At 70.3% G+C, this 24,592-nt stretch carries 22 protein-coding genes and 1 pseudogene; 13 read left to right on the top strand and 10 right to left on the bottom strand.

The window, feature by feature from the left end:
- The first annotated feature begins 5 nt into the window (after positions 1 to 5).
- Genes ACO07H_RS08280 through ACO07H_RS08300 form a run of 5 tightly spaced genes read left to right on the top strand, consistent with a single transcriptional unit; the run spans position 6 to position 5,338 of the window.
- Positions 6 to 755, top strand: a complete 750-nt coding sequence (locus ACO07H_RS08280; RefSeq protein ID WP_422012996.1) for an amino acid ABC transporter ATP-binding protein — start codon at positions 6 to 8, stop codon at positions 753 to 755.
- Entirely contained in the window at positions 752 to 2,008 is a 1,257-nt protein-coding gene (locus ACO07H_RS08285; RefSeq protein WP_422012998.1) for an FAD-dependent oxidoreductase, read from the top strand. The genes ACO07H_RS08280 and ACO07H_RS08285 overlap by 4 nt, the downstream gene beginning before the upstream one ends.
- Positions 2,005 to 2,736, top strand: a complete 732-nt coding sequence (locus ACO07H_RS08290) for an SDR family NAD(P)-dependent oxidoreductase (protein ID WP_422013000.1) — start codon at positions 2,005 to 2,007, stop codon at positions 2,734 to 2,736. The genes ACO07H_RS08285 and ACO07H_RS08290 overlap by 4 nt, the downstream gene beginning before the upstream one ends.
- A complete protein-coding gene (locus tag ACO07H_RS08295) occupies positions 2,736 to 4,103 on the top strand; it encodes an MmgE/PrpD family protein (protein ID WP_422013002.1) in 1,368 nt (455 codons plus the stop codon). The genes ACO07H_RS08290 and ACO07H_RS08295 overlap by 1 nt, the downstream gene beginning before the upstream one ends.
- A complete protein-coding gene (locus ACO07H_RS08300; protein ID WP_422013004.1) occupies positions 4,100 to 5,338 on the top strand; it encodes a dipeptidase in 1,239 nt (412 codons plus the stop codon). The genes ACO07H_RS08295 and ACO07H_RS08300 overlap by 4 nt, the downstream gene beginning before the upstream one ends.
- A gap of 37 nt (positions 5,339 to 5,375) precedes the next feature.
- Here the strand turns inward: ACO07H_RS08300 and ACO07H_RS08305 are convergent.
- A pseudogene (locus ACO07H_RS08305) lies at positions 5,376 to 5,492 on the bottom strand (IS110 family transposase); the annotation flags it as partial.
- A gap of 399 nt (positions 5,493 to 5,891) precedes the next feature.
- Here ACO07H_RS08305 and ACO07H_RS08310 point away from each other — a divergent pair.
- The gene (locus ACO07H_RS08310) at positions 5,892 to 6,296 is read left to right on the top strand and encodes an HPF/RaiA family ribosome-associated protein (protein ID WP_422013006.1); all 405 of its coding nucleotides are present in this window, start codon (positions 5,892 to 5,894) and stop codon (positions 6,294 to 6,296) included.
- A gap of 137 nt (positions 6,297 to 6,433) precedes the next feature.
- Here ACO07H_RS08310 and ACO07H_RS08315 read toward each other — a convergent pair whose 3' ends face one another.
- The 4 genes from ACO07H_RS08315 to ACO07H_RS08330 all read right to left on the bottom strand — a co-directional run bounded on the left by ACO07H_RS08315 (position 6,434) and on the right by ACO07H_RS08330 (position 10,678).
- Positions 6,434 to 8,401 carry a PhoX family protein gene (locus ACO07H_RS08315; RefSeq protein WP_422013008.1) on the bottom strand — a complete coding sequence of 656 codons (1,968 nt, stop codon included), beginning with the start codon at positions 8,399 to 8,401 and terminating at the stop codon, positions 6,434 to 6,436.
- Between the two features lie 115 nt (positions 8,402 to 8,516).
- Positions 8,517 to 9,335 carry a BPSS1780 family membrane protein gene (locus ACO07H_RS08320; protein ID WP_422013010.1) on the bottom strand — a complete coding sequence of 273 codons (819 nt, stop codon included), beginning with the start codon at positions 9,333 to 9,335 and terminating at the stop codon, positions 8,517 to 8,519.
- A 2-nt stretch (positions 9,336 to 9,337) separates the two neighbouring features.
- On the bottom strand, positions 9,338 to 10,348 hold the full coding sequence (locus ACO07H_RS08325; protein ID WP_422013012.1) for a homoserine kinase: 1,011 nt from the start codon (positions 10,346 to 10,348) through the stop codon (positions 9,338 to 9,340).
- Between the two features lie 36 nt (positions 10,349 to 10,384).
- Entirely contained in the window at positions 10,385 to 10,678 is a 294-nt protein-coding gene (locus ACO07H_RS08330; RefSeq protein WP_422013014.1) for a hypothetical protein, read from the bottom strand.
- Positions 10,679 to 10,720: 42 nt separating this feature from the next.
- Here ACO07H_RS08330 and polA point away from each other — a divergent pair, with 42 nt between their 5' ends.
- The 4 genes from polA to ACO07H_RS08350 all read left to right on the top strand — a co-directional run bounded on the left by polA (position 10,721) and on the right by ACO07H_RS08350 (position 15,202).
- On the top strand, positions 10,721 to 13,483 hold the full coding sequence (gene polA, locus ACO07H_RS08335) for a DNA polymerase I (protein ID WP_422013016.1): 2,763 nt from the start codon (positions 10,721 to 10,723) through the stop codon (positions 13,481 to 13,483).
- 86 nt (positions 13,484 to 13,569) lie between these two features.
- The gene (locus ACO07H_RS08340; RefSeq protein WP_422013018.1) at positions 13,570 to 13,923 is read left to right on the top strand and encodes a type II toxin-antitoxin system prevent-host-death family antitoxin; all 354 of its coding nucleotides are present in this window, start codon (positions 13,570 to 13,572) and stop codon (positions 13,921 to 13,923) included.
- Positions 13,924 to 14,544, top strand: a complete 621-nt coding sequence (locus ACO07H_RS08345; RefSeq protein WP_422013019.1) for an AAA family ATPase — start codon at positions 13,924 to 13,926, stop codon at positions 14,542 to 14,544.
- A 31-nt stretch (positions 14,545 to 14,575) separates the two neighbouring features.
- Complete coding sequence (locus tag ACO07H_RS08350) at positions 14,576 to 15,202, top strand: response regulator transcription factor (protein WP_422013021.1); 627 nt, start codon at positions 14,576 to 14,578, stop codon at positions 15,200 to 15,202.
- Here ACO07H_RS08350 and ACO07H_RS08355 read toward each other — a convergent pair.
- From ACO07H_RS08355 to xdhA, 3 genes are read right to left on the bottom strand one after another with little or no spacing between them, the layout of a single operon-like run.
- Positions 15,199 to 15,783, bottom strand: a complete 585-nt coding sequence (locus ACO07H_RS08355) for a peptidoglycan recognition family protein (protein ID WP_422013023.1) — start codon at positions 15,781 to 15,783, stop codon at positions 15,199 to 15,201. The genes ACO07H_RS08350 and ACO07H_RS08355 overlap by 4 nt on opposite strands.
- Entirely contained in the window at positions 15,780 to 18,098 is a 2,319-nt protein-coding gene (xdhB, locus tag ACO07H_RS08360) for a xanthine dehydrogenase molybdopterin binding subunit (protein ID WP_422013025.1), read from the bottom strand. The genes ACO07H_RS08355 and xdhB overlap by 4 nt, the downstream gene beginning before the upstream one ends.
- The gene (xdhA, locus tag ACO07H_RS08365; RefSeq protein ID WP_422013027.1) at positions 18,095 to 19,582 is read right to left on the bottom strand and encodes a xanthine dehydrogenase small subunit; all 1,488 of its coding nucleotides are present in this window, start codon (positions 19,580 to 19,582) and stop codon (positions 18,095 to 18,097) included. The genes xdhB and xdhA overlap by 4 nt, the downstream gene beginning before the upstream one ends.
- A gap of 39 nt (positions 19,583 to 19,621) precedes the next feature.
- On the opposite strand from xdhA, the gene guaD reads away from it, so the two are divergent.
- The 3 genes from guaD to ACO07H_RS08380 all read left to right on the top strand — a co-directional run bounded on the left by guaD (position 19,622) and on the right by ACO07H_RS08380 (position 23,175).
- On the top strand, positions 19,622 to 20,929 hold the full coding sequence (gene guaD / locus ACO07H_RS08370; RefSeq protein WP_422013029.1) for a guanine deaminase: 1,308 nt from the start codon (positions 19,622 to 19,624) through the stop codon (positions 20,927 to 20,929).
- A gap of 96 nt (positions 20,930 to 21,025) precedes the next feature.
- Complete coding sequence (locus tag ACO07H_RS08375; RefSeq protein WP_422013031.1) at positions 21,026 to 22,963, top strand: prolyl oligopeptidase family serine peptidase; 1,938 nt, start codon at positions 21,026 to 21,028, stop codon at positions 22,961 to 22,963.
- Between the two features lie 20 nt (positions 22,964 to 22,983).
- Positions 22,984 to 23,175 (top strand): hypothetical protein, encoded by a 192-nt coding sequence (locus ACO07H_RS08380; RefSeq protein WP_422013033.1) that lies wholly within the window; start codon positions 22,984 to 22,986, stop codon positions 23,173 to 23,175.
- Positions 23,176 to 23,197: 22 nt separating this feature from the next.
- Here ACO07H_RS08380 and ACO07H_RS08385 read toward each other — a convergent pair whose 3' ends face one another.
- A complete protein-coding gene (locus tag ACO07H_RS08385; RefSeq protein WP_422013034.1) occupies positions 23,198 to 24,028 on the bottom strand; it encodes a substrate-binding periplasmic protein in 831 nt (276 codons plus the stop codon).
- Entirely contained in the window at positions 24,025 to 24,579 is a 555-nt protein-coding gene (locus ACO07H_RS08390; protein ID WP_422013036.1) for an NUDIX hydrolase, read from the bottom strand. Before ACO07H_RS08390 ends, ACO07H_RS08385 begins: the two co-directional genes overlap by 4 nt.
- Between the last annotated feature and the right edge of the window lie 13 nt (positions 24,580 to 24,592).

Below are 24,592 nucleotides of genomic sequence, written 5' to 3' on the forward strand. Positions count from 1 at the left end.
CGCCCGTGAAAATCCGTGACCTCGAATCCCCGTTCATCGAACTGCGGGACGTGCGCAAGTCCTTCGGCACCACGGCCGTGCTCAACGGCGTGGACCTGGCCGTGGGGCGTTCCGAAGTGGCCTGCATCATCGGCCCGTCCGGCTCCGGCAAGAGCACGGTGCTGCGTTGCATCAACGCGTTGACGCGCATCGACGGCGGCAGCGTGCGGGTCGGCGACACCCGTGTCGATGACCCGCGGCTGGACACGCAGGCCCTGCACCGCCGCGTGGGCATCGTGTTCCAGGGCTACAACCTGTTCCCGCACCGCACGGTGCTGCAGAACGTGATGATGGCGCCCATCCAGGTGCTGGGCCGCGAGCGCGGCGAGGTCCAGGCGCAGGCCCGCGCGCTGCTGGCCCAGGTGCACCTGGCCGGCAAGGAGAACGCCTATCCCGGTGAGCTGTCCGGCGGCCAGCAGCAGCGCGTGGCCATCGCGCGCAGCCTGTGCATGCAGCCGGAGGTGATGCTGTTCGACGAGGTCACCGCGGCACTGGACCCCGAGACGGTCAAGGAAGTGCTCGGCGTGATCCAGGAGATCGCCGCCGACGGCATGACCTGCCTGCTCGTCACCCACGAGATGCGCTTCGCCCGCGAGGTGGCCGACTACCTGTACTTCATGGACCAGGGCCGGGTGGTGGAGCATGGCGTCGCGAAGGACGTCTTCAACGCCCCGGTCGATGCCCGCACGCGCGCCTTCCTGGACAAGGTGCTGTGAGCGCCCGGCGCGATCCGCTGAGGTTCGACCTCGCGGTGGTGGGGGGCGGCGCGGCGGGCGTGGCCGCCGCGTTGGGTGCTGCGGCCTGCGGGGCCAAGGTGGCGCTGATCGAGGCCTATGGCTTTCTCGGCGGCACCGCCACCGTGGCCGGCGTGCAGGCCTATTGCGGCTTCCACACGCGCGGCAGCCGGCCGCAGCAGGTGGTCGCCGGCGTCGGGCAGCAGGCGCTGGACGCCCTGCAGGCGCTGGGCCACGACGTGACGCCCCGGCCCCAGAGCTCGGGCAACTGGATCATCCTGCTCGACCCGGAACGGCTCAAGCGCGCGCTGGACGGCCTGGTGCTGGCCGCCCGCGTCGAGCCGCTGCTGCATTGCCGCGCGGTGGCGGTGCAAGCGCAGGGCGGCCGCATCGACAGCCTGCTCTGCGCCGACCCGCAAGGCTTGTTCGAGGTACGCGCGGCGCAGTGGGTGGACGCCACCGGCAACGCCAACCTCGCGGCGCTGGCCTGGCCCGAGCGCATGCGCCCGCGCCGCCAGGCGGCCACGCTGACGGCGCGGCTGTCCGGGCTGGACACTGCCTGCGCCTACGACAGGGACGACCTGCGCCGTGCCGCGCTGGACTACGAGCAACGCACCGGCACGCCGCTGGCCCGCGCCAATGGCGGCTACTTCGTGCCACTGCCCTGGAGCGATGCCTGCTGGGCCATGATGGTCGATGTCGAGCTGGCGGACGCGTCCACCCAGAGCCTGACGCAGGCCGAGATGCAGGCGCGCGCCATCGCCCACGACTACCTGCTGTCGCTGCGCCGCTGCGTGCCCGGCTTCGCCCATGCCCGGCTGGACGTCACCGGGCCGGCGCTGGGCGTGCGCGCCACCTGGCACATCGGCTCGCAGCAGGATGCCCTGCTCGACGACCTGCTGCACGCGCGCCGCCACCTGGACGGCATCGCCCGCTCGGGCTGGCCCGGTGAGCTGCATCCGCGCGCGGGCGTCACCGAGTACCGCCCGATCGCCGGCGACGACTGGTTCCACGTGCGCTACGGCGCGCTGCAGCCCGACGCGCACGGCAACCTCTGGCTGGCCGGCAGCAGCATCGGCGCGGACGACGCCGCCTTCGGCTCCGTGCGCGTGATGGGCTGCGCCTTCGCCACCGGCCATGCCGCCGGCGTGGCGGCCGCGCTGTCGTCCTTCGCATGCCGCGCGCCGCTGCAGGCGGTGCAACAGGCTTTGATCGAACAGGGAGCTTTGCTGTGAATCCTTCAACGTCCACCACGCCGCTGCGCCGCGTGCTGGTCACCGGCGCTGCCAGCGGTATCGGCCAGGCCGTGGCGCAGGCCTTCCTCGAAGGCGGCGACCAGGTGCTGGGCTGGGACCTGCACGGTGCAGCCGGCGCGGACTTCCCCGTCCACGCCGTCGACATCCGGGACCCCGCCGCCGTGAAGGCCGCCGCCGCGTCGCTGCAGCCGCTGGACGTGCTGGTCAACTGCGCCGGCATCGCCCGCCGCGGCCACGCGGCCAGCCTGACCGTGGAGGACTGGCGCGCGGTGATCGACACCAACCTCAGCGGCACCTTCTATTGCTGCCAGGCCGCTTTCCCCGCGCTCAAGGCGGCGGGCGCCGGGCTCATCATCAACGTCGCCTCCTTCGTTGCCCACCGCTCCGGCCCCGGGCGCGCCAGCTATGTGGCGAGCAAGGCCGGCGTGGTGGCGCTCACCGAAGTGCTGGCGCTGGACTTCGCCGAGCATGGCGTGCGTGCCATCTCCGTCAGCCCGGGCTACACGCGCACCGCGATGGTGGAGCGCGCCCTGGAGGCCGGGCGCCTGGACGAGCAGAAGCTGCTCGCGCGCATCCCGGCACGGCGGCTGGCGGCGCCCGCGGAGATCGGCCACGCCATCCGCACGCTGGCCGAGCCCGCGCTGGCCTACGCCAACGGCTGCGACTTTGTGATCGACGGCGGCTTCATGGCCAACGGAGTGGACTGATGACGATGACCTTGGACCGACAGTGGGTCGGCAACCACCTGGCGCTGCTGCAACGCAGGCCGCCCGCGAACGTGCGCGAGGTGCTCGGCGTGCTGCTTGCCGACACCGTCGCCATCGCCAGCCATGCCCGCCGCGAGCAGGTTGGCGGCACCCGCGTCGACCGCGCGATGGCCACGCCGCAGGCCGATGGCTGCGCGGTCTGGGGCGCCGACTACCGAAGCACGCCGGCCGACGCCGCGTTTCTCAACGGCTGTGCTGCCGAGGCGCTGGACTTCCAGGAAGTGCTGATCAACCCGCGCAACAACGGCCATGCGGCGGTGGTCATCGTGCCGGCGCTGCTGGCGCTGGCCGAGCAGCGCGGCATCGGTGGCGAGCGCCTGCTGCGTGCGCTGTGGGTGGCTTTCGCGGCCAACATCCGCCTGGCCGAAGCGCTGGGCCGCGGGCACCGCACCGGCACGGCGGGATTCCGCACGACGTCGGTGGTGGCGCCCATTGCCGCCGCGCTGGGCGCCGCAGCACTGGTCAGCGACGACGAGGACGTGGCCTTGAACAGCGTGGCGATCTGCGCCAGCTCGCTGAGCGCCGGCCTGCTGTCGTCGCTGTCGCCGCAGGTCGGCAGCTACAGCGCGGACAAGGACTTCGCCGTCGGCTTCGCTGCCCGCCATGCCGTGCAGGCGCTGCAACTCGCCGAGGCGGGCGGCGACGGGCCGCGCCAGCCACTGACCGGCGAGCATGGCTGGCTGGCCAGTTTCGGCTTCGGCACCGAGCAGCCGCAGGCGCTGCTCGGCGACGCGCTCGCGGCCGACCTGGGCGCCTACGAGATCAAGCCCTACCCGGCTTGCTTCGGCTGCCAATCGGCCATCCGCGCCGCGCTGATGCTGACCGAGCGGGTGCCGCTGGCGCGCATCGACAAGGTGCGCATCGAGGTCAACCAGGGCAGCGCCAGCTCGCTGTCCACGCGCAACATCGGCAACTCGCTGGCGGCGCGCTTCAGCCTGCCCTATGCGGTGGGCAGCGCGCTGGTGCGCGCGCGCTCGGGGCTGGCCGATTTCGAGGCCGCGGCGCTGGGCGACCCGGCCGTGCAGGCCCTCATGCAGCGGGTGGAGCTGCACGCCAGCCCCGAGCTGAGCGCGCAGCAGCGGGCCACCGGCGGCTTTCCGGCCGTGGTCAGGCTGTTCCAGGGCGACCAGGAGATCGACGCGCAGGCCTGCGAGGGCCCGCAGCACGGGCTGGATGCCGCCGGCCGCCAGGCGCTGTTCCGCGCCAAGCTCGGCGCGCTGTGCCCGGCGCCGCTGGCCGAACGGTTGCTTGCCGTGGCCCACGAGCCGGAGCGAGCCGCCGCCTTGCTGTTCGCGGCTTCGCCATGAGCATGCGCGCCGCGCTGGCGGCCCTCGGCCTGCTGGCCTGCCTGCCTCTGAGTGCAGCGCCGGTGTCCGAGGCCGCGCTGGCGCTGCACCGGCGCGTGCTGGTGCTGGACAGCCACATCGACACGGCGCGGCTGCTGGAGCGGCCCGGCTGGAACATCCTGGAGCGCCACGATGCGGCCCGCGACCTGTCGCAGGTGGACTGGCCGCGCCTGCGCGAAGGCGGCCTGGACGGCGCCTTCTGGGCCATCTACACACCCCAGGGCAGCCGCGACCCGCAGGGGCAGGTCGCCGCCGTCGAGCATGGCCTGGCGCAGTTGATGCGGCTGAACGACCTGGTGGCGCGCCACCCGCGGCAGTTCGGCCTGGCCCTGGACAGCGAAGACGCCCGGCGCCTGGCCGGCGAGGGGCGCCATGCGGTGTTCATCAGCATGGAGAACGCCGCGCCGCTGGCCGCCGACACGGCCCTGCTGGACACCTACCAGCGCCACGGCCTGCGCATGCTCGGGCTGGTGCACGCCCGCAACAACGACCTGGCCGACTCGGCCACGGACGCCCCCGAGTGGCACGGCCTCAGCCCGGCCGGCCGGGCGCTCGCCCGCCGCGCCCACTGCCTGGGCGTGCTGCTCGACGCCTCGCACGCATCGGACGAGGTGTTCGACCAGTTGCTCGACACGTCGCCCGTGCCCATCGTGCTGTCGCATTCCGCCAGCCGCGCGGTGACCGACCACCGCCGCAACCTCGACGACGCGCGCCTGCTGCGCCTGGCGAAGAAGGGTGGCGTGGTGCAGGTGGCGCTGTACAGCAGCTACCTGTCGCAGCGCAAGGACGACCCGCGCCGTGCCGCGGCGCTTCAGCCGCTGTATGCGCAGCTGCGCCGCATGGCGGCGCTGCAGCCGGCGCAGTACCAGGCGCTGGCCGCGGAGATCGGCGAGGTCGAGCGGCGCTACCCCAAGGCCCAGGCCAGCCTGGACGACTTCATGAAGCACCTGCAGCATGTGCTGGCGCTGGTCGGCCCGGACCACGTCGGCATCGGCGCGGACTGGGACGGCGGCGGTGGCTTGGCGGGGCTGGAGGATGTGGCGCAGCTGCCGCGCATCACCGAGCGGCTCATGCAGGCCGGCTACAGCGAAACGCAGATCGCCGGCATCTGGGGCGGCAACCTGCTGCGCGCGCTGGACCGCGCGCAGGCGTTTGCGAAGGCGGATACCCAGGGCTATTGCGCAGCGCTGCGCTGAGGTAGACCCGGCGCGGGCCTGCGGATGTCATGCCCAGGCGCATGGGCGGGCGTTGGCTGGCTTCGCAGATCGCGGCAGCATCGCTCTTGCCGCTCTTGCCGCTCTTGCCGCGCTTGCCCGTCATCCGGTAGGGCGTGACGAACTGGGGCGCGATCTGCGGGAAGACGTAGGGCTCGTGAGCCTCGACGCGAGGCCTAACTCTTTCTTACAGGGACTTCCCGGTTAATCAATCAATTGGGTTCAGGCTGTTTTCGATAGTTACCTTCGCTTTTTTCCTCAAGACCTGAATTCTGGTTCGATGCAGCGCCACAGAGACCAGACTGCACCTCGACAGGCGGCCTTGTTGCACTCGGGTTTCGGTGCGGGCCCAGATATCAACCGCTCAGCAGGGCTCATTACTCCCCGCGGTCACCATGCATGGCGGGGCGCAGGGTTGGTCGAGTTCCACTGCGGCCTGTCTGACCTGTGAAACGCATCTTCGAACGACCTCACGGCATGCCGCTTGCCCCTCTACCCGGAAGCGCTCGATGTCCGGGCGCCGAAAGGAAATGTGATGCAGGTGCAGGTCGAGACCGACAACCATGTGGAGGGCCGCGAGGCGTTGATCGAGCATGTCGAGGGCGTCATCCGCGGCGCCGTGGGCCATTGCGAGGGGCAGGTGACGCATGTGCAGGCGCACCTGGGCGACACCAACAGCGGCGAGAAATCGGGCCCCGACGACATGCGCTGCCTGCTGGAGGCGCGCGTGCTGGGGTTGAAGAACGTCGCGGTCAGCCACCAGGCCGAGAGCCTGCACCTGGCGATCGCGGGTGCGGCCGACAAGCTGAAGCGGGCGATCGAATCGGCGCTGGGCAAGCAGCAGGACCGCCAGCGCCGCCATGCGGGCACCGGCGAGCTGAGCGCCGACGCGGCCCGCGAGCCCGACGACGAGGCGCCCGCGGCTGCCGAGCCGCGCTGACGCGGCGGCCGTCGAGCCCCGCCGACGCTGCGGGCGGGGCAGGTCACAGCCAACGCAGCGGCCAACGGAAAAGGGCTGCTCGTGCAGCCCTTGCGTGACACGCCGGTGCGGCGCCTGCCGCACCGGCGGCTGTCCCATCAGCCGATCTTGTCCAGCTTGACGCTGGTCGCCGCGCCGGTCAGGTAGCCCACCTGCGCGCCGAAACGGTCCTTGTAGTTGGCGCGCACCAGCGGGTCCAGCGTGGCCTTGACGACGTTGTGCAGCGGCGTGCCCCAGTCGCCGGCATGCTGGAAGTTGCTGGTGATGTAGGTCCAGCCGTTCAGGTCGTCCACCACGCCCAGGCCGGTGGCCTCGGCGCCCGACGGCATGGAGACCAGGCGGGTCAGCGCCTTGGTGTCCACGTGGTAGGCCCAGACGAAGTTGTTGACGTGGTAGCTGCTGTCCTCGCCGATGAAGAGGGTGCGCAGCTTCTCGGAGAACTTCAGGTTGTCCGGTGCACCGATCTTGTCGGGGTTGGCCAGGTTGCCTAAAGCGTCGGCGGTGGCGAGGTCTTCGCCGATCAGCAGCGTCTTGGTCAGCGAGGGCACCCAGTCGCTGGTGATCGCCGCGCCTGCCGTGTCCTTCTGGCCCGTGCTCAGCGTGTGCGCGAGCACGCCGCCGGCGTTCAGGGCCTTGTCGATGCCAATGTTGTAGTCGGCGTTGTAGGCGGCATTGCCTTTGACCATGGAGCTCTGCATGTTCTGCAGCGCGGAGTAGGCGACCTTGTCCTTGATGTTGACGGTCGTGCCTTCCATCTTGGTGAAGGCCATGGAGCCGCCCTTGAGCGCGGCGTAGCGGTGCGTCTCCAGGAAGGCGGCGGCCTTGTCCATGCCGGGCTTCACGCGCACCCACTGCACCTTGCCGCTGAACCAGATCTTGGTGAACGTGGCGTCGGCCGGGTCGGTGTTGGACACGTCCATGATGTCCGTGGCCTTGAGCGTGTCGGCCAGGGCCTTGATCTCGGCGCTGGTGGCCGCGCCGAGCTTGATCCAGCTGATGGGCGCGCCCGCGGCGGCCGGGTCCAGCGAGAAGCCGGCGCCGAACTTGGCCACGTACAGCGTGCCGGCGGAGAGGTCCTTCTCCTTGTCGGCCACGAACATGAAGAAGCCGCCGTTGGTGGCGTCGTCGCCCATGATGGCCGTGCGGTTGTCGGGCATGACCTGGATCAGCTCGTGCGAGATGCGGCCCAGGCAGTAGTGCTTCTTGATGGTGCCGCTGCCGTCGGGGTTGACGGTCACTTCGGGCAGGTGGCCGTAGTGGTAGGGGTTGGCCTTGGCGGCGTCGCCGAACAGGTTCTGGCTGTAGGCCTTGAACATCGTGTTGGACGCGATGGTGAAGGCGTCGGGCTCGTACTCTTCGCTGGACAGGTGCGTGCCCCAGGGCGACAGGCTGGAGCCGCAGGTGATCCACAGGCCCATGGCGGGCGCGGTGTCCACGTTGTGGTACTTCACCAGCGAGAGCTTGCCGGTTGTCTGGTCCTGGTCCAGCGTCAGCACGGCGATGGGGGAGGGCAGCTTGCCGTACATGTCGGTCTTGCCGTCCTGCGCCCAGGTCGTGTACTCGAACTGCATGACGGCGAACACGGCCTTGCCCTTGATGCCCGACACGGTCGGGTTGTCCAGCTTGAGCAGCGAGGTGCCGTCGGGCGAGTCGCTGAAGAACTGGCGCTCCTTGCCGGCCACCGTCGTGTCGACGATGGGCTTGCCGGCGAAGTCGACATAGCCGCCGGCCAGCAGCGTGCCGCCCTTGCCGTCCGGCACGAGGTCGCCGGTCGTGAAGAAGGGCGCATAGGCCAGCGAGAAGCCCTGCGTGCTGCCGTCGCTGAGCTTGACCGTCAACGTGGAGTTCACCAGCGTCTTGGCCATGTCGGCCGGTGTGGCCAGGCTGGGCGCGGCCATGGCGACGAAGCTGGCCGACATGAACGTGGCCCGGGGCTGGGCGTCATCGCCGCCGCCGCCGCAGGCGGTCAGCAGGCTGCCGACGGCGGTGCCGCCCAGGGGGAGCATCAGGGGAGCGCCGAGGAACTTGAGGGCCTGGCGGCGATGGAGGGCGTTGGCTTGGGACATGGGGGCGACAGCGGCTGCGCGTGCAGTGACAAAGCACGGCAATCTAGGTCGCTTGCATGTCGCCCGCGTGAAACCCGGCGGGGCGGTGTCCTGGCGCCGGGGCGTCCCGGCCCGCTTAGGCCTTGTCGTCGTCCAGCAGGCCCGGCGGCGCGCCGAACATGAAGCAGTCGACGAAGCTGAAGTACAGCGACACGTAGAACACGGTCGCCAGCGTCAGCATGCACACCAGCAGCACCACCGGTGCGACCTGCATCAGGCCCAGCAGGCCGAACACCAGGCTGATGCTGCCGCTGATGGCCAGCACCAGCGCGGACCACAGCAGCGCGTTCAGCGCGAACGCGCCCTTGTTGCGCCACAGCGCCAGCGTGCTGGAGAACAGCGCCTGCGGCGCGTTCTGGCCGCCCCAATGCACCAGCGCGGGCGCATGCCAGTAGGGCACGGACAGCAGCGCGAAGCCGCCGACGCGCAACAGCGAGCCCCAGATGATGCGTGGGTCGGTGGCCAGCGGCGCGATGGCCTCGGCGTCGGCGCCGCTCTTCATCAGGTCCATCAACTGGCGCGCCACCTCGCCGTCGATCAGGTCGCCCACCACCAGCAGGCCCACCATCAGCAGCGCGAAGCTGCCGCACAGGATCAGTTGCTGGTTGCGCCGCTGCGGTGTCAGGCGCAGCGGCGCGATGAAGACGCCCACGTTGGGCATCTTGCGCTGCAGCGCGAGATGGGTGGCCAGCATGAAGCCCAGCGAGCACAGCGGAATGGTCATGAGCCCCAGCGTCAGGCCGACGACGGGCAGCGCGCCGAGCAGCGTGGTCACCAGCAGCACCAGGCCGAACAGCCCCGAGAAGGCCAGCGGCTGGCGCTGGAAGATCTTGAAGCCGTGGCGTATCCACAGCCGGCCGTTGCGGGCCGGTACCTTTTGCAGGTGCAGTTGCATGGTCACGACGCCGCCCCCCCGTGCAGTGCGTGCCACGGCTGGGCGATGCGTTCGCGCAGCACGCGCTCGAAATGGCGCGGGTCGTGCGGCTTCAGCAGGCTGGCCTGGCGCGGCAGGTGCAGGTCGAACAGGCGTGACACCCAGAACCGCAGCGCTGCGGCGCGCAGCAGCGCCGGCAGCAGGCGGTGCTCGGCGCCCGACAGCGGCCGCACGGTCTCATAGGCCGCCACGAACACCGCCGCGCGGTCCTCCGCGAGGCGGCCGTCCGCGACGTCGATGCACCAGTCGTTCAGGCAGACGGCCAGGTCGAACAGCCAGGTGTCGACCCCGGCGAAGTAGAAGTCGAAGAAGCCCGTCAGCCGCTCACGGCCCGGGCGCTCGCCGGGTTCGAACATCACGTTGTCGCGGAACAGGTCGGCGTGGATGGGGCCCGAGTGCAGCTTCACGAGCTGGGCGTACTCGGCCGATGCGGCGAGCTGCTCCTGGTAGGCCAGCTCGCTGCGCAGCAACTCGGCCGCCTGGGCATCGAGGAAGGGCAGGATCTGCGGCACCACCTCGCGCCACCAGGGCAGGCCGCGCAGGTTGGGCTGGTGCGGCGTGAAGTCCTGCCCCGCCAGATGCATGCGCGCCAGCGTGGCGCCGACCTGGCCGCAATGGAAGGCGTCCGGCGCGAGCTGGTGGCCGCCGTGCAGGCGGTCCACCAGGGCGGCGGGCTTGCCCGCCACGTGGAAGAGGATCTCGCCTGCGGCGTCGGCATGCGGCTCCGGCACCGGGATGCCGCGGCGCGCGAGGTGCTGCATCAGCCGCAGGTAGAACGGCAGCTGCTCGGCCGTCAGGCGCTCGAACAGCGTCAGCACGTAGCGGCCGCTCTGCCCGGCGTCCTGGCAGTCCAGGAAGTAGTTCGTGTTCTCGATGCCCGCGCCGATGCCGCGCAGCGACGTGAGCTGCCCGAGGGCGAGGTGGTCCAGCAGGGCTTGCGCTTGGCTCGCGCTGACTTCGGTGAAAACGGCCATGGGGGTCCGGTGAAGCGGCCCGGGGGCCGCGCGTCATCAGAAATTGAGCACTCGCCAGACCCGCGTGCCCGAACCGCTCTTGGGCAGGCCCGTGCCGGTGCCGCCGGCCGACTCGCGGCCCGCGTCGTTGACGACGATCTCGTAGTCGGGCGCCTTGGTCAGCTTGTTCTTGACCGTGACCTTCTTGGTCTCGCCGCGCACCTTCAGCTCCTCGATGCGGACCTGGTCGTCCTCGGCCACGGTGCGCTCCACCTTGGGCTCCGGCGGCGGTTCGGCCAGGACGCTCGTGCAGCAGGCGGCGAGCAGGAGGAGGGCGGTGAAGCGGCGCATGCTGTCGATTCTAGGCGGGGCGCTGCGGGACAATCTGTCACCATGAGCAAACCCATCCTGCTGCTGGTCGACGGTTCCAGCTACCTGTACCGCGCTTTCCACGCCATGCCCGACCTGCGCGGGCCCGAGGGGCAGCCCACCGGGGCGGTGCGCGGCATGGTGGCCATGCTGAAGAAGCTGCAGAGCGACATCGGCGCCGAACACGCCGTCTGCGTCTTCGACGCGCCGGGCAAGACCTTCCGCGACGACTGGTACCCCGAGTACAAGGCCCAGCGCTCGCCCATGCCGCCGGAGCTGCGTGCGCAGATCGAGCCCATCCACGAGGTCGTCAAGCTGCTGGGCTGGCCCACGCTGACGGTGCCGGGCGTGGAGGCGGACGACGTCATCGGCACGCTGTGCTGCATCGCCGCGACCCAGGGCCACCGCGTCGTCGTGTCCACCGGCGACAAGGACTTGTCGCAGCTCGTCAACCCGGACGTGGAGCTGATCAACACGATGAGCGGCGAGCGGCTGGACGAGGCCGGCGTGCTGGCCAAGTTCGGCGTGGCGCCCGACCGCATCGTCGACTACCTGACGCTGATGGGCGACACGGTGGACAACGTGCCCGGCGTGCCCGGCGTGGGCCCCAAGACGGCGGCCAAGTGGATCGCCGAGTACGGCTCGCTGGATGGCGTCATCGCCGCGGCGCCGGCGATCAAGGGCAAGGCCGGCGAGAACCTGCGTGCCGCGCTCGGCTGGCTGCCGATGGGCCGCAAGCTGGTCACGGTGAAGGTGGACTGCGAGCTGGCCGAGCACGTGGCCGGCTGGCCCTCGCTGGAGGACTTGGCCTTTCGCGAGCCGGACAAGGCACCGCTCGCCGAGTTCTACACGCGCAACGGCTTCAAGGCCTGGCTGGAAGAGCTGACGGGCGAGGCCGCTGCGCCCAAGGCCAAGGCTGCGCCCGCGGCCAACCCCGGCCTGTTCGACGAGCCTGCGCCCACCCCGGGCGGGGACGGCCTGGCGCGGCAGTACGACACCCTCCTCACCTTCGAGCAGCTCGACGCGTGGATCGCCCGTCTGCGCGTGGCCCCCCTGTGCGCGCTGGACACCGAGACCGATTCGCTGGACCCGATGGCCGCGCAGATCGTGGGCATCTCCTTCGCCGACAAGCCGGGCGAGGCGGCCTACATCCCGCTGCGCCACAGCGGCCCGGACGCGCCCGAGCAACTGCCGTTCGACGAGGTGCTGGCGCGCCTGAAGCCCTGGCTGGAGGACGCCTCCGCCCAGAAGATCGGCCAGAACCTGAAGTACGACCGCCACGTGCTGGCGAATGCCGGCATCCGCCTGGCCGGCGTGCAGCACGACACGCTGCTGCAAAGCTACGTGCTGGAAGCGCACAAGACCCACAACCTCGAAGCGCTGGCCGAGCGCCACCTGGGCCGCAAGGGCCTCTCCTACGAAGACCTGTGCGGCAAGGGCGCGCACCAGATCCCGTTCGCGCAGGTGAGCGTGGACAAGGCCACGACTTACTCGGGCGAGGACTCCGAGATGTGCCTGCAGCTGCACGGCGTGCTGTGGCCGCAGATCGAGGCCGATGCGGGCCTGCTGCACATCTACCGCGACATCGAGATGCCCACGGCCGAGCTGCTCGCGCGCATCGAGCGCCAGGGCGTGCTGATCGACGCCGGGCGCCTGCAGTCCCAGAGCCACGAGATCGGCCAGCGCCTGGTGCTGCTGGAGCAGCAGTGCTACGACATCGCCGGCCAGCCGTTCAACATCGGGTCACCGAAGCAGATCGGCGACATCCTGTTCACCAAGCTGGGCCTGCCGGTCGTGAAGAAGACGGCCACCGGCGCGCCGTCCACCGACGAGGAGGTACTGACCGAGCTGGCCGCGGACTTCCCGCTGCCGGCCAAGATCCTCGAATACCGCGGCCTGTCCAAGCTCAAGAGCACCTACACGGACAAGCTGCCGCTGCAGATCAACGCCCACACCGGCCGCGTGCACACCAACTACGCGCAGGCGGTGGCGGTGACGGGGCGGCTGTCCAGCAACGAGCCCAACCTGCAGAACATCCCCATCCGCACGGCCGAGGGCCGGCGCGTGCGCGAGGCCTTCGTCGCCCCGGACGGCCTCAAGATCGTCAGCGCCGACTACTCGCAGATCGAGCTGCGCATCATGGCGCACATCAGCGAGGACCCGGGGCTGCTGCGTGCCTTCCAGGAAGGCCAGGACGTGCACCGGGCGACCGCCAGCGAGGTGTTCGGCGTGCCGCTGGCGGAGGTGTCCGGCGAGCAGCGCCGCTACGCCAAGACCATCAACTTCGGCCTCATCTACGGCATGGGCGCGTTCGGCCTGGCCTCGGCGCTGGGCATCGAGCAGAAGGCGGCCAAGGACTACATCGACCGCTACTTCACCCGCTTTGCCGGTGTGAAGCGCTACATGGACGAGACCAAGGCCAGCGCCGCTGAAAAGGGCTACGTCGAGACGCTGTTCGGCCGGCGCATCTATCTGCCGGAGATTCGCGGTGGCAACGGCCAGCGCCGCGCCGGTGCCGAGCGCCAGGCCATCAACGCGCCCATGCAGGGCACGGCGGCCGACCTCATCAAGCTCGCCATGCTGGCCGTGCAGGCCGAGCTGGACCGTGCCGGCAAGCAGTCCAAGATCATCATGCAGGTGCACGACGAGCTGGTGTTCGAGGTGCCCGAGGCCGAGTTGGACTGGATGCGCACCGAGGTGCCGCGCCTGATGGCCGGCGTGGCCGAATTCAAGGTGCCGCTGCTGGCCGAAGTGGGCGTAGGGGCCAACTGGGAGGAAGCGCACTGACGCGTACTTTGGCGCATCGAGACCCCGGTTTTCCCCAATTTCCATAAATTAGGCAAAATGGGGGCATACCCAACGGGAGTGCAGCCATGTCCGTCTTCCTTGATCAGCCCGTCACCGGCCAGTTGCCCAGCGTGTCGGCCACGCAGCTGGTGGCCGGCATCCAGAAGGTCGGCCGCGCCGTGGCGGCCCATGGCGCGGTGCTCATCACCAAGCACGACCAGCCGGCCTATGTGCTGATGTCGGTGGAGCGCTACCGCGAACTGCAGCGCGCCGCCGAGCCCGACCTGGGGGCGCTGGGCAGCGAGTTCGACGCGATGCTGGCGCGCATGCAGGGCCAGGGCGACGCGATGGCGGATGCCTTCGCGATGGCGCCCGACGCCGTTGGCGCCGCGGCCGTGAAGGCCGCCAAACCCCGCAAACCGGCGCGCAAGGCCGCCTGAGTGCCGGCCCGGCTCTTCGTGCTGGCCGGCGTCAATGGGGCCGGCAAGAGTTCGCTGGGCGGCGCGGCGTTGCAGGCCAGCGGCGCGGCGTTCTTCAACCCCGACATCGCCGCCGCCCGGCTGCGCGAGCAGCAGCCGGGCCTGTCGATGGAACAGGCCAACGGCCAGGCCTGGACGCTGGGCCGCCAAGGCCTCGAAAAGGCGCTTTCCGAAGGTCTGACCTATGCGTTCGAGACGACGCTGGGCGGCGCCAGCATCGCCAGGCTGCTGACCGAAGGCGCCAGGGCGGGCGCCGAAGTGCACATGTGGTTCGCGGGCCTGGCCACGCCGGAGCTGCACCTGCGCCGCATCGCCGCGCGCGTGGCGGCGGGCGGGCATGACATCCCACCCGCCAAGGTGCGCGAACGCTTCGACGCCAGCCGCAGCAACCTCGTGAAGCTCATGCCGCACCTCGCCAGCCTGCGCGTCTACGACAACAGCTTCGAGGCCGACCCGCGCCTGGGGCGCCGACCGCAGCCGGTGCTGCTGCTGCACCTGCAGGCGGGCCGCGTCATCGAGCATGCGCCGCTGCGCAGCATCCCCGCCTGGGCCAAACCGCTGCTGGCGGCGGCGCTGCGTTGACTATCATCAGCTTCTCAACGAGGGAGGGGTGATGCAGGTCCTGCTGGTCGATGGTTTTCCGATGGTGCGCGCCGCGCTCACCGGCCTGATCGAGCAGCATTTCGCCGGTGCGCAGGTGCTGGGCGTGGACAGCGTCGCCGCGGCGCGCGAGGCGCTGGTGCAGGCCCAGCCGCGCCTGGTGCTGCTGGACCTGCGCATGGACGGCGGCTTCGAGCTGCTGCAGCAAATCCACCGCGAACACCTGCTGCTGCCGGTGGTCGTCATCTCCGGCAGCGACGGCACCGAGGAGGCGCTGCAGGCGCTGGGCGCCGGCGCGATGGGCTATGTGCCCGAGCGCAGCGACCTGAACACGCTGGTGCAGGCGCTGCACCTGGTGCTGGCGGGCGGCACCTATGTGCCGCCTTTGAAGCCCCGCGTCGACGAGCTGACGCCCCCTGCGACCGCGAATGCGCCCACCCCGGGCGACTGGGCTGAACTGCCGCTGACGCCGCGCCAGAAGCACGTGCTGCACCTGCTGACGCAAGGCCTGTCCAACAAGCTCATCGCCCGTGAGCTGGGCGTCAGCGTGGAGACCGTGAAGGACCATGTCGCCGCCGTGCTGAAGGCACTGGGCGTGACCTCGCGCACGCAGGCCGTCGTGGCGGCGCAGAAGCGCTAGAGCTTCCTGGCCACCTCGGCCTTGAACCAGCCCGTCGCCAGGTAGGCGTCGTAGAAATTCCTGCCCGGGCAGACCGTCTGGTGGCTGAAGTCCTTGTGGCTGGCGATCGCGTCCACACCCAGGTGGTGGGTGTGCGCCAGCCACGCGGTCAGCGCCACGGCGGCGTCGAGTTGCGCGGGCGTGGGCTGCTGTTCCTCGAAGTTGCCCAGCAGCATGACGAGGGCGTGGCCGCGCGGGTCGTACTCGGTGTTGGTGTCGCCCGCCTGCGCGAGCGGCCGGGCCGCGTAGATGCGGCCGTCCGGCGCGATGACGTAGTGGTAGGGAATGTCCGACCAGTGCTTGGTCTGGCGCGACCACTGCTGCAGCCGGCGCAGGTAGGCCGGCACGTCCGCGCCGTCGTGCCAGATCTCGCCCTGGTGGTGCAGCGTGATGTGGGTGATGCGCTGCGGTGCGGCGCTCGCCGGGGCCGTCGCGCCGCCCCAGGCCTCGACAGCGACGATGGGCGGCGCGGGCACGGGAGCGGGGGGCGGGCCCGCGCAGCCCGCGAGCGCCAGCAGCAGCGCGAGGGCCAGCGCCTTCATCGCACGGCGTCGATGGCGCTCAGCACCGCCTCGGCCGTGGCCGGCGCGCGCAACGGCGGGTCGCACCTCTCGGGGCCGCAGGCCGCGCAGGCGTCCTTGATGGCCAGCAGGGCCGCAAAGCCCAGCAGCAGTGGTGGTTCGCCCACGGCCTTGCTGCGGTGGATAGTCTCGCTGGCGTTGGCCACGCCGAACAGCTCGGTACGGAACTCCGGCGGGCAGTCGTTGGCGGTCGGGATCTTGTAGGTGCTGGGCGCGTGCGTCGTCAGCAGGCCCGTGACCGGGTGCCACACCAGCTCCTCCATCGTCAGCCAGCCCATGCCCTGGATGAAGCCGCCTTCGATCTGGCCGATGTCCAGCGCGGGGTTCAGGCTGCTGCCCACGTCGTGCAGCAGGTCGGCGCGCGTGATGCGGCTCTCCCCGGTCAGCGTGTCCACCAGCGCCTCGCAGACCGCGCCGCCCCAGGCGTAGTAGTAGAAGGGGTGGCCTTGCAGCTTGGCGCGGTCCCAGTGCAGGCCGGGCGTGGCGTAGAAGCCGTCGCTCCAGAGCTGGATGCGCTTCAGGTAGGCCGCGGCGACCAGGCTGTCGAACGACTCGCTCTGCCCGCCGCCGCTGACCTGGCCGCCCTCGAATGCCACCAGTTCCGGCGCGCAGCCCAGGCGCTCGGCCGCGAAGGCCGTCAGCCGCGCCTTGATCTTGCGCGCCGCGTCCTGGGCGGCCTTGCCGTTCAGGTCGCTGCCGGTGGACGCCGCCGTGGCGGACGTGTTGGCGACCTTGCTGGTGTCGGTCGCCGAGCAGCGCACGCGGCTCAAGGGCAGGCCCAACTCGTGCGCGACGACCTGCGCGACCTTGGTGTTCAGCCCCTGGCCCATCTCCGTGCCGCCGTGGTTCACCAGCACCGAGCCGTCGGTGTAGACGTGCACCAATGCGCCGGCCTGGTTCAGATGGGCGACGTTGAACGAGATGCCGAACTTGACCGGCGTGAAGGCCAGGCCCTTCTTCAGCACCGGGCTCGCCGCATTGAACGCGGCGATCTCGGCACGGCGCTCGGCGTAGCGGCTGCTGGCCAGCAGTTGCGCCGTCAGTGGCTGGGCGTGCAGCTCCTCGACGGGCTGGCCGTAGGGCGTCACGTCGTTGCCGCGCGAATAGAAGTTGCGCTCGCGCACGACGGTGCCATCCACGCCGAGCTGGCGGGCGATGCCGTCCAGGATCATCTCGACGGCGATGGCGCCCTGCGGCCCGCCGAAGCCGCGGAAGGCGGTGTTGCTCTGCGTGTTCGTCTTCGCGCAGTAGCCGTGCATGGCGATGTGCGGCAGCCAGTAGGCGTTGTCGAAGTGGCACAGCGCGCGGGCCATGACCGGCGCGGACAGGTCGGCGCTGTGGCCGGCGTTGGAGACCAGGTCGATGTCGGCGGCGAGGATGCGGCCATCGGCGTCGAAGCCCACGTCCCAGCGGTAGTCGAAGCCGTGACGCCGGCCGGTGACGAGGAAGTCGTCGTCGCGGTCCACGCGCAGCTTGACGGGCTTTTTCAGCTTCAGCGACGCGATGGCGGCCACGCAGGCGAACAGCGCCGACTGGCTTTCCTTGCCGCCAAAGCCGCCGCCCATGCGCCGGCACTGCACGACGACGCGGTGGGCGTGCCAGCCCAGGCAATGCGCCACGAGTTGCTGCATCTCGCTCGGGTGCTGCGTGGAGCAGTGCACGAGCAGGCCCTCGCCGCCTTCCTGCGGCACGGCCAGGCTGATCTGGCCTTCCAGGTAGAACTGTTCCTGGCCGCCCAGGCTCCAGGTACCTTGCAGGCGGTGCGGCGCGGTGGCCAGGTGTTCGGCCGGCTCGCCGCGCGTGAGGTGCATGGGCGGCAACACGTACTGGCCGATGGCGTGGGCCGCGAGCGCCGTCAGCACCGGCGGCAGCGGCTCGGCCTGGATGACCTGTTTCGCCAGCCCCGCCGCGCGCCGCGCCAGCTCGCGGTCCGTCGCGATGACGGCGAACACCGGCTGGCCGACATAGCGCAGCTCGTCGGCCGCCAGGATGGGGTCGTCGTGCAGCAGCGGGCCGCAGTTGTTCTGCGCCGGGATGTCGGCCGCCGTCAGCACGGCGACGACGCCGGGCATGCGCCGGATGCGTGCCACGTCGATGCCGGTCAGCTTGCCATGCGCGAGCGGCGACAGGCCCAGCGCCGCATGCAGCGTGCCGGCTGGCTCGGGCAGGTCATCGGTATAGGGCGCCGCGCCGCTGACGTGCAGGTGGGCGGACTCGTGCGGCGTGGACGTGCCGACCACCGGCTGCAGCCCGGGCAGCAGTTCAGGCTTGTTCATGCCGGCTCCTCCTGCATCGATGGCCAGATGCCGATGGGCACCGTGCGAGCGCCGCCGGTCTCCAGCCACAGCTTGGTGAACAGGTTCTGCGCGACCTTCATCCGGTACGCGCTCGATGCGCGCATGTCGGTCATGGGCTTGAAGTCCTGCGGCAGCGCGGCAGCGGCGGCCTTCGCAGCGGGTTCGCTCCAGGGCTGGCCCACCACGGCGGCTTCGGCAGCAGCCGCGCGCTTGACGATGCCGGCCATGCCGCCGAAGGCGAAGCGCGCCTCGCGCACCACGCCGGCCTCGACGCGCAGCGCCAGCACGGCGCAGACGGCCGAGATGTCGCTGTCGTGCCGCTTGGCGATCTTGTGCGCGCTGAAGCGCCAGTCGCTGGTCGGCAGCGGCACGTGCAGCGCCTCGATGAACTCGCCGGGCTGCAGGTCCTTCTTCATGTAGTCCAGGTAGAAGTCCTGCAGCCTGAGCCGGCGCTGCTGCGTGCCGCGGCGCAGGATCACGTCCGCACCCAGCGCGATCAGCGCCGGGGCGCCGTCGCCGATGGGCGAGCCGTTGGCGATGTTGCCGCCCAGCGTGCCGGCATGGCGCACCGGCGGCGACGCGAAGCGCAGCCACAGCTCGCGCAAGCGCGGCACGGCGGCGGTCAGCGCGGCCCAGCTGTCTTCCAGCGTCGCGGCCGCGCCAATCCAAAGGCCGTCGCTTTCGTTGCGGATCTCGCGCAGCTCGGCCACGCGGCCGGTGTAGATCACATCGCCCAGGTCGCGGAACTGCTTGTTCACCCACAGCCCCACGTCCGTGGAGCCGGCCAGCAGCGTGGCCTGGGGGCAGGTCTCGCGCAGCAGCGCGAGGTCGTGGATGCTGTGCGGTGCATGGAAGCGGGCGCCGGCCTGGCTGTAGTCCAACGGGGTATCGGCGGCCAGTGCGCGCAGCGCGTCGACGATGGGCTCGCGCGGCAGACAGCGGGGGGGCGCCTCGAACATGCGCTCGCTGGCGTCCAGGATGGGTCGGTAGCCGGTGCAGCGGCACAGGTTGCCGGCCAGCGCGTCGGCCAGCTGCTGGCGCGTGGGCGTGGTGCCGGCGGCCTGGTGGCTCTCGTAGCAAGCCGTCATCGTCATGACGAAGCCAGGCGTGCAGAAGCCGCACTGCGAGCCATGGCAGTCCACCAGCGCCTGCTGGGCGGGGTTGAGCTGGCCGGGGCTGCCCACATCTTCCACGGTCAGCAGCGCGCGCCCGTCCAGCGTGGGCAGGAACTGCGTGCAGGCGTTGACGTTGCGCAGCTGCAACTGGCCGTCTGCGCCCAGCTCGCCCTGGATGACGGTGCAGGCGCCGCAGTCGCCCTCGGCGCAGCCTTCCTTGGTGCCGGTGCAGCCGGCATGCTCGCGCAGGTACTGCAGGACGGTGGTCGTCGGCGGCAGGTGGGCCACCTCGACGATCTCGCCGCGGTGGAAAAAGCGCACAGGTCGAGTGTTGTGTCGGGTCTTCATGCTGCTCCGAATTGTCGGGCGTTGCCTCAGAATTGCCACATGAGTTTTACTAACCAGGAAAAATTCGTTCAGAGTCCGCGCCGATGGGCCTTGCGGGGCGATCTGCTGGACTTCACCGCCGCACCGGCCTGGGGCGACACCGCCTCGCCCGCGGTGCGTTTCGACCGCGACCACTGGCTGCTGATCGAGGACGGCCGCATCGTCGGGCGCCAGGCGGCAGCACCGGACGACACCTGGGTCCGCAAGGACCATGCCGGCCACCTGGTGCTGCCCGGCTTCATCGACACCCACGTGCACTGCCCGCAGCTGGAGGTCATCGCCTCGTATGGCACCGAGCTGCTGGACTGGCTCAAGCGCTACACCTTCCCGGCCGAATGCGCGTTCGCCGACCCCGAGCGCAGTCGCGTCGGCGCCGAGGTGTTCCTGGACGCGCTGCTGGCCAGCGGCACGACGTCGGCGGTGGTCTTCCCGACCGTGCACAAGACCTCGGCCGAGGCGCTGTTCGACGGCGCGGCCCGGCGCGGCATGCGCCTCGTCACCGGCAAGGTGCTGATGGATCGCCACGCGCCGGACGGCCTGCGTGACGACGTCGTGCAGGCCGAGCGGGACTGCATCGACCTGATCGACCGCTTCCACGGCCGCGACCGGCTGGCCTACGCCGTCACCGTGCGCTTCGCCCCCACCAGCACGCCGGAGCAGCTCGCCATGGCCGGCGCGCTGTGCCGCGCCGACGCCAGCCTCTACATGCAGACCCACGTGGCCGAGAACCGCGCCGAGGTCGCCTGGGTGGCCGAGCTGTACCCCGATGCGCGCAGCTACCTGGACGTGTATGAGCGCGTGGGCCTGGTGCACGAGCGCGCCGTGCTGGCCCACGGCATCTGGCTGGACGAGGCCGACAAGCGGCTGCTGGCCAGCCGTGGCGCGCAGGTGGCGCATTGCCCGTCCAGCAACCTGTTCCTGGGCAGCGGGCTGTTCGACTGGCCCGGCGCGTCCTTCAACGTCAGCCTGGCCAGCGACGTGGGCGGCGGCACCAGCTTGAGCCTGCAGCGCAACCTGCAGGACGCCTACAAGATCCAGGCCTTGCGCGGCGAACGCCTCACCGCCTGGGCCGGCCTGCACGCCGCCACGCGAGGCGCGGCCGAGGCGTTGCGGCTGGGCCACGAGATCGGCGGCCTGTCGGTGGGCCAGACGGCCGACATCTGCGTCTGGCACTGGTCGCAAGGCCCCGTGGCCCAGTTGCGCGACGGCGTGGCCCGCGAGCTGCACGAGCGCGTGTTCGCGTGGATGACGCTGGCCGACGAGCGCAACCTCGCCGCCTGCTACGTGGCGGGCGAGCCCATGCTCTGAACCGTCTGTCCCTCGGATCCGCCGCTTCGTCACAACCCTGATGGCGTCGGCGACGATGCTGGCTAGAGTCTGCCCACTTCATTGAACGGAGACGCCATGAGCCGACCCTTGCTGACCCTCGTCGCGTCCCTGGCGCTGCTGGCCGCCGCGCCGCAGGCCGTGATGGCCGCAGAAAAGCCTGCGGCCGCAGTCGCAGCGGCGCCGAAGCCGGCCAAGCGCTACACCATCGAGCAGTTCATGGCCACCGTGAACATCGGCGGCGCCAGCTTCTCGGCGGACGAGAGCCGCATCCTGTTCCACAGCAACGAGAGCGGCATCTTCAACGTCTACGCGATGCCGGTGGGCGGCGGCAAGCCGGTGCAGCTGACGAACTCCAAGACCGACAGTCACTACGCCGTCGGCTACTTCCCTAAGGACGACCGCTTCCTCTACACCCGTGACCAGGCCGGCAACGAGCTCAACCACCTGTACGTGCGCGAGCTGGACGGCAGCGAGCGCGACCTGACGCCGGGCGAGAAGCTGAAGGCGCGTTTCGTCGACTGGAACGGCGACGAGACGGCCTTCTACGTCGCCACCAACGAGCGTGACCCGAAGTTCTTCGACCTCTACCGCTACGACGCCAAGACCTATGCCCGCACGCTGGTCTTCAAGAACGAAGGCGGCTGGCAGGGCATGGACATCAGCCGGGACGGCCGCTGGCTGGCGCTGGGCAAGACCAACACGACCGCCGACAGCGACGTGCATCTGGCCGACCTGAAGAGCGGCGAGATCAAGCACATCACCAAGCACCAGGGCGTGGCCCAGTACAGCGCGCAGGAGTTCGACCCGCAAAGCCGCGAGCTGCTGATGACCAGCAACGACGGCGGCGAGTTCACCCGCGTCGTCGCCTACGAGATGGCCACCGGCAAGACGCGCGAGGTCGAGAAGGCCGACTGGGACGTGGTCTACAGCTACTACTCCCGCGACGGCCGCCACCGCGTCACCGGCGTCAATGCCGACGCCAGCATCGCGCTGCGCCTGTACCGCGACGGCCAGCCCATCGCGCTGCCCAAGCTGCCCGGCGGCGAGGTGCGTGGCGTGGCCTTCTCGCGCAGCGGCAAGCGCATGGCCTTCTACGTCAACGGCGACCGCTCGCCCAGCAACCTGTTCGTGGCCGACGTGGGCACCAATGCGGCGCCCAGGCAGCTGACGCAGAGCCTGTCCAAGGACATCGACCCGGCCGAACTGGTGGATGCGTCCATCGTGCGCTTCAAGAGCTTCGACGGCATGGTCATCCCGTCGGTCTACCTGCAGCCCAAGGAAGCGTCGCCCACCCACAAGGTGCCCGCCATCGTCTTCGTGCACGGCGGCCCGGGCGGGCAGACGATGCGCGGCTACTCGGCGCTGATGCAGTACTTCGCCAACAACGGCTACGCGGTTCTGGGTATCAACAACCGCGGCAGCTCGGGCTATGGCAAGACCTTCTTCACGGCGGACGACGGCAAGCACGGCCGCGAGCCGCTGTGGGACTGCATCGAGGCCAAGACCTATCTCGCCAGCACCGGCGTCATCGACCCCGAGCGCATTGGCATCGTCGGCGGCAGCTACGGCGGCTACATGGTGCTGTCGGCCATGGCCTTCCGACCCGAGGCGTTCAAGGTCGGCATCGACATCTTCGGCGTCGCCAACTGGATACGCACGCTGGAGAGCATCCCGCCGTACTGGGAAGCGCAGCGCGCCGCGCTCTACCAGGAGATTGGCGACCCGGTGAAGGACCGCGACTTCCTGATGGCCACGTCGCCGCTGTTCCACGCCAAGGAAATCCGCAAGCCGCTGATGGTCATCCAGGGCGCCAACGACCCGCGCGTCATCAAGGCCGAGAGCGACGACATCGTCGCGGCGGTCAAGAAGAACAACGTGCCGGTGGACTACCTGGTGTTCGACGACGAAGGCCACGGCTTCTCGAAGAAGAAGAACCAGATCGAGGGCAACCGCCGCATGGTGGAGTTCCTCGACAAATATCTCAAGCCCGGCTTGGGTCAGCCGGCGAAGTAAGACCGAAGAAGGAGAACGCGATGTTCAGCTTCCTGCTCTGGTGCCTGTTGTTCGTGATCTGCTGGCCGCTGGCTCTGCTTGCCCTGCTGCTGTGGCCGCTGGTGTGGCTGATCACGCTGCCCTTCAGGCTGCTGGGCATCGCGGTCGAGGGTGTGTTCGGCCTGCTGCGCGCCCTCGTCATGCTGCCGGCGCGCGTGCTGGGCGGGCGGTAGCAGGCATCCGTCGGGTGCGTCCTCAGGTCGCCGTGACGGGGCGGTCCACGCCCCAGCGGCGATACAACTCCGTCGCCGCGCCCGTGCGCAGCCACTGCTCGAAGGCCTGGTCGTAGCGCCGCGACAGCTCCTCGCCGCCGGCGCTGCGCGCAAACGCCATGTGGCCGTGCAGCACGTCCAGCGGCGGCGAGCAGCGCGTCACGGCGTCCGCCAGGTTCAGGCGCTGCAGCACGGGCATGCAGTTGCGGTCGTTGGCCGCGAACAGGTCCACGCGGCGCCGGGTCAGCATCTGCAGCCCGGCGTCCACACCCTGCACCCAGGTGAGCTGGCCCAGGCCCGTCTTCATGCGCTCGAACCGGCTGCCGTAGGCCCAGCCGCGCACGGCGGCCACGGGCGTTTGGGCGAGATCGGCGTACTCGCCCGTCCAGCGCGACTCATCACCGCGGCGCACGTACCAGACCATCGCGTCGGAGTAGAACGAGCGCACGCTGAACAGCATGCGCGTCTCGCGCTCCGGCGTGCGGTAGGGGCCGATCAGGATGTCGGCTTCGCCCTGCTCGACCATCAACTGCGCACGTGACCACGGCACCCATTCGCAGCGCACGTTGTCTCCGAACAGCTGGCCCAGCAGGTCCACCGCGAGGCCCTTGGGCGCCAGGCCCTCGCTGCCTTCGAAGAGGCGCGCGAACTGCGAGCCGACGGCACGCAGCGGCGCCGCATGCGCCGGCCTGGCGAGTGCCAGCGAGCCCATCCAGCCCAGCCCCGTCTTGCACCACATGCGCCGTGTCGACATGGCCCGCCCCGCGTCGTTGGAGACGCTGCCGATGATGCGCGCCGTGCGTTCCTCGATCAAGGAATGTCGATCTCGTGAAGGCTGAACCCGCTGCCGGCGCGGCGGTCGTCGAAGAAGCAGCGCAGCGTCTCGCGCGTCGTCTTGAACGCGATGTCGTCCCAGGGGATCTCGTCCTCCGCGAACAGCCTGGCCTCCAGCGACTCCGGCCCGGGGTCGAATGTCGGCGAGCGCAGCCGCGCGCGGTAGAAGAGGTGGATCTGGCCCACGCGCACGACATTGAGCACGGTGTACAGCGGCAACATCTCCACGTCGGCGCCGGCCTCCTCCTGCGTCTCGCGCAGCGCGCCCTCGGCCGTCGTCTCGCCCAGCTCCATGAAGCCGGCCGGCAGCGTCCACAGCCCGCGGCGCGGCTCGATGGCGCGGCGGCACAGCAGCACACGGCCATCCGCCTCCCACACCGGCAGCGTGCCCACCACATTCAGCGGGTTCTGGTAGTGGATGGTCCCGCACGCCGTGCAGACCGCGCGCTCGCGGTTGTCGTCGGCGGGGATGCGGTATTCCACGGCGGCGCCGCAGGCGGGGCAGTGTTTGAAGCGGGCGGGGAAGGGCATGGTCCCAGTTTAG

Origin of the sequence: Roseateles sp. (assembly GCF_965229315.1) — a bacterium.
In the GTDB taxonomy this organism is placed as follows: domain Bacteria; phylum Pseudomonadota; class Gammaproteobacteria; order Burkholderiales; family Burkholderiaceae_C; genus Pelomonas.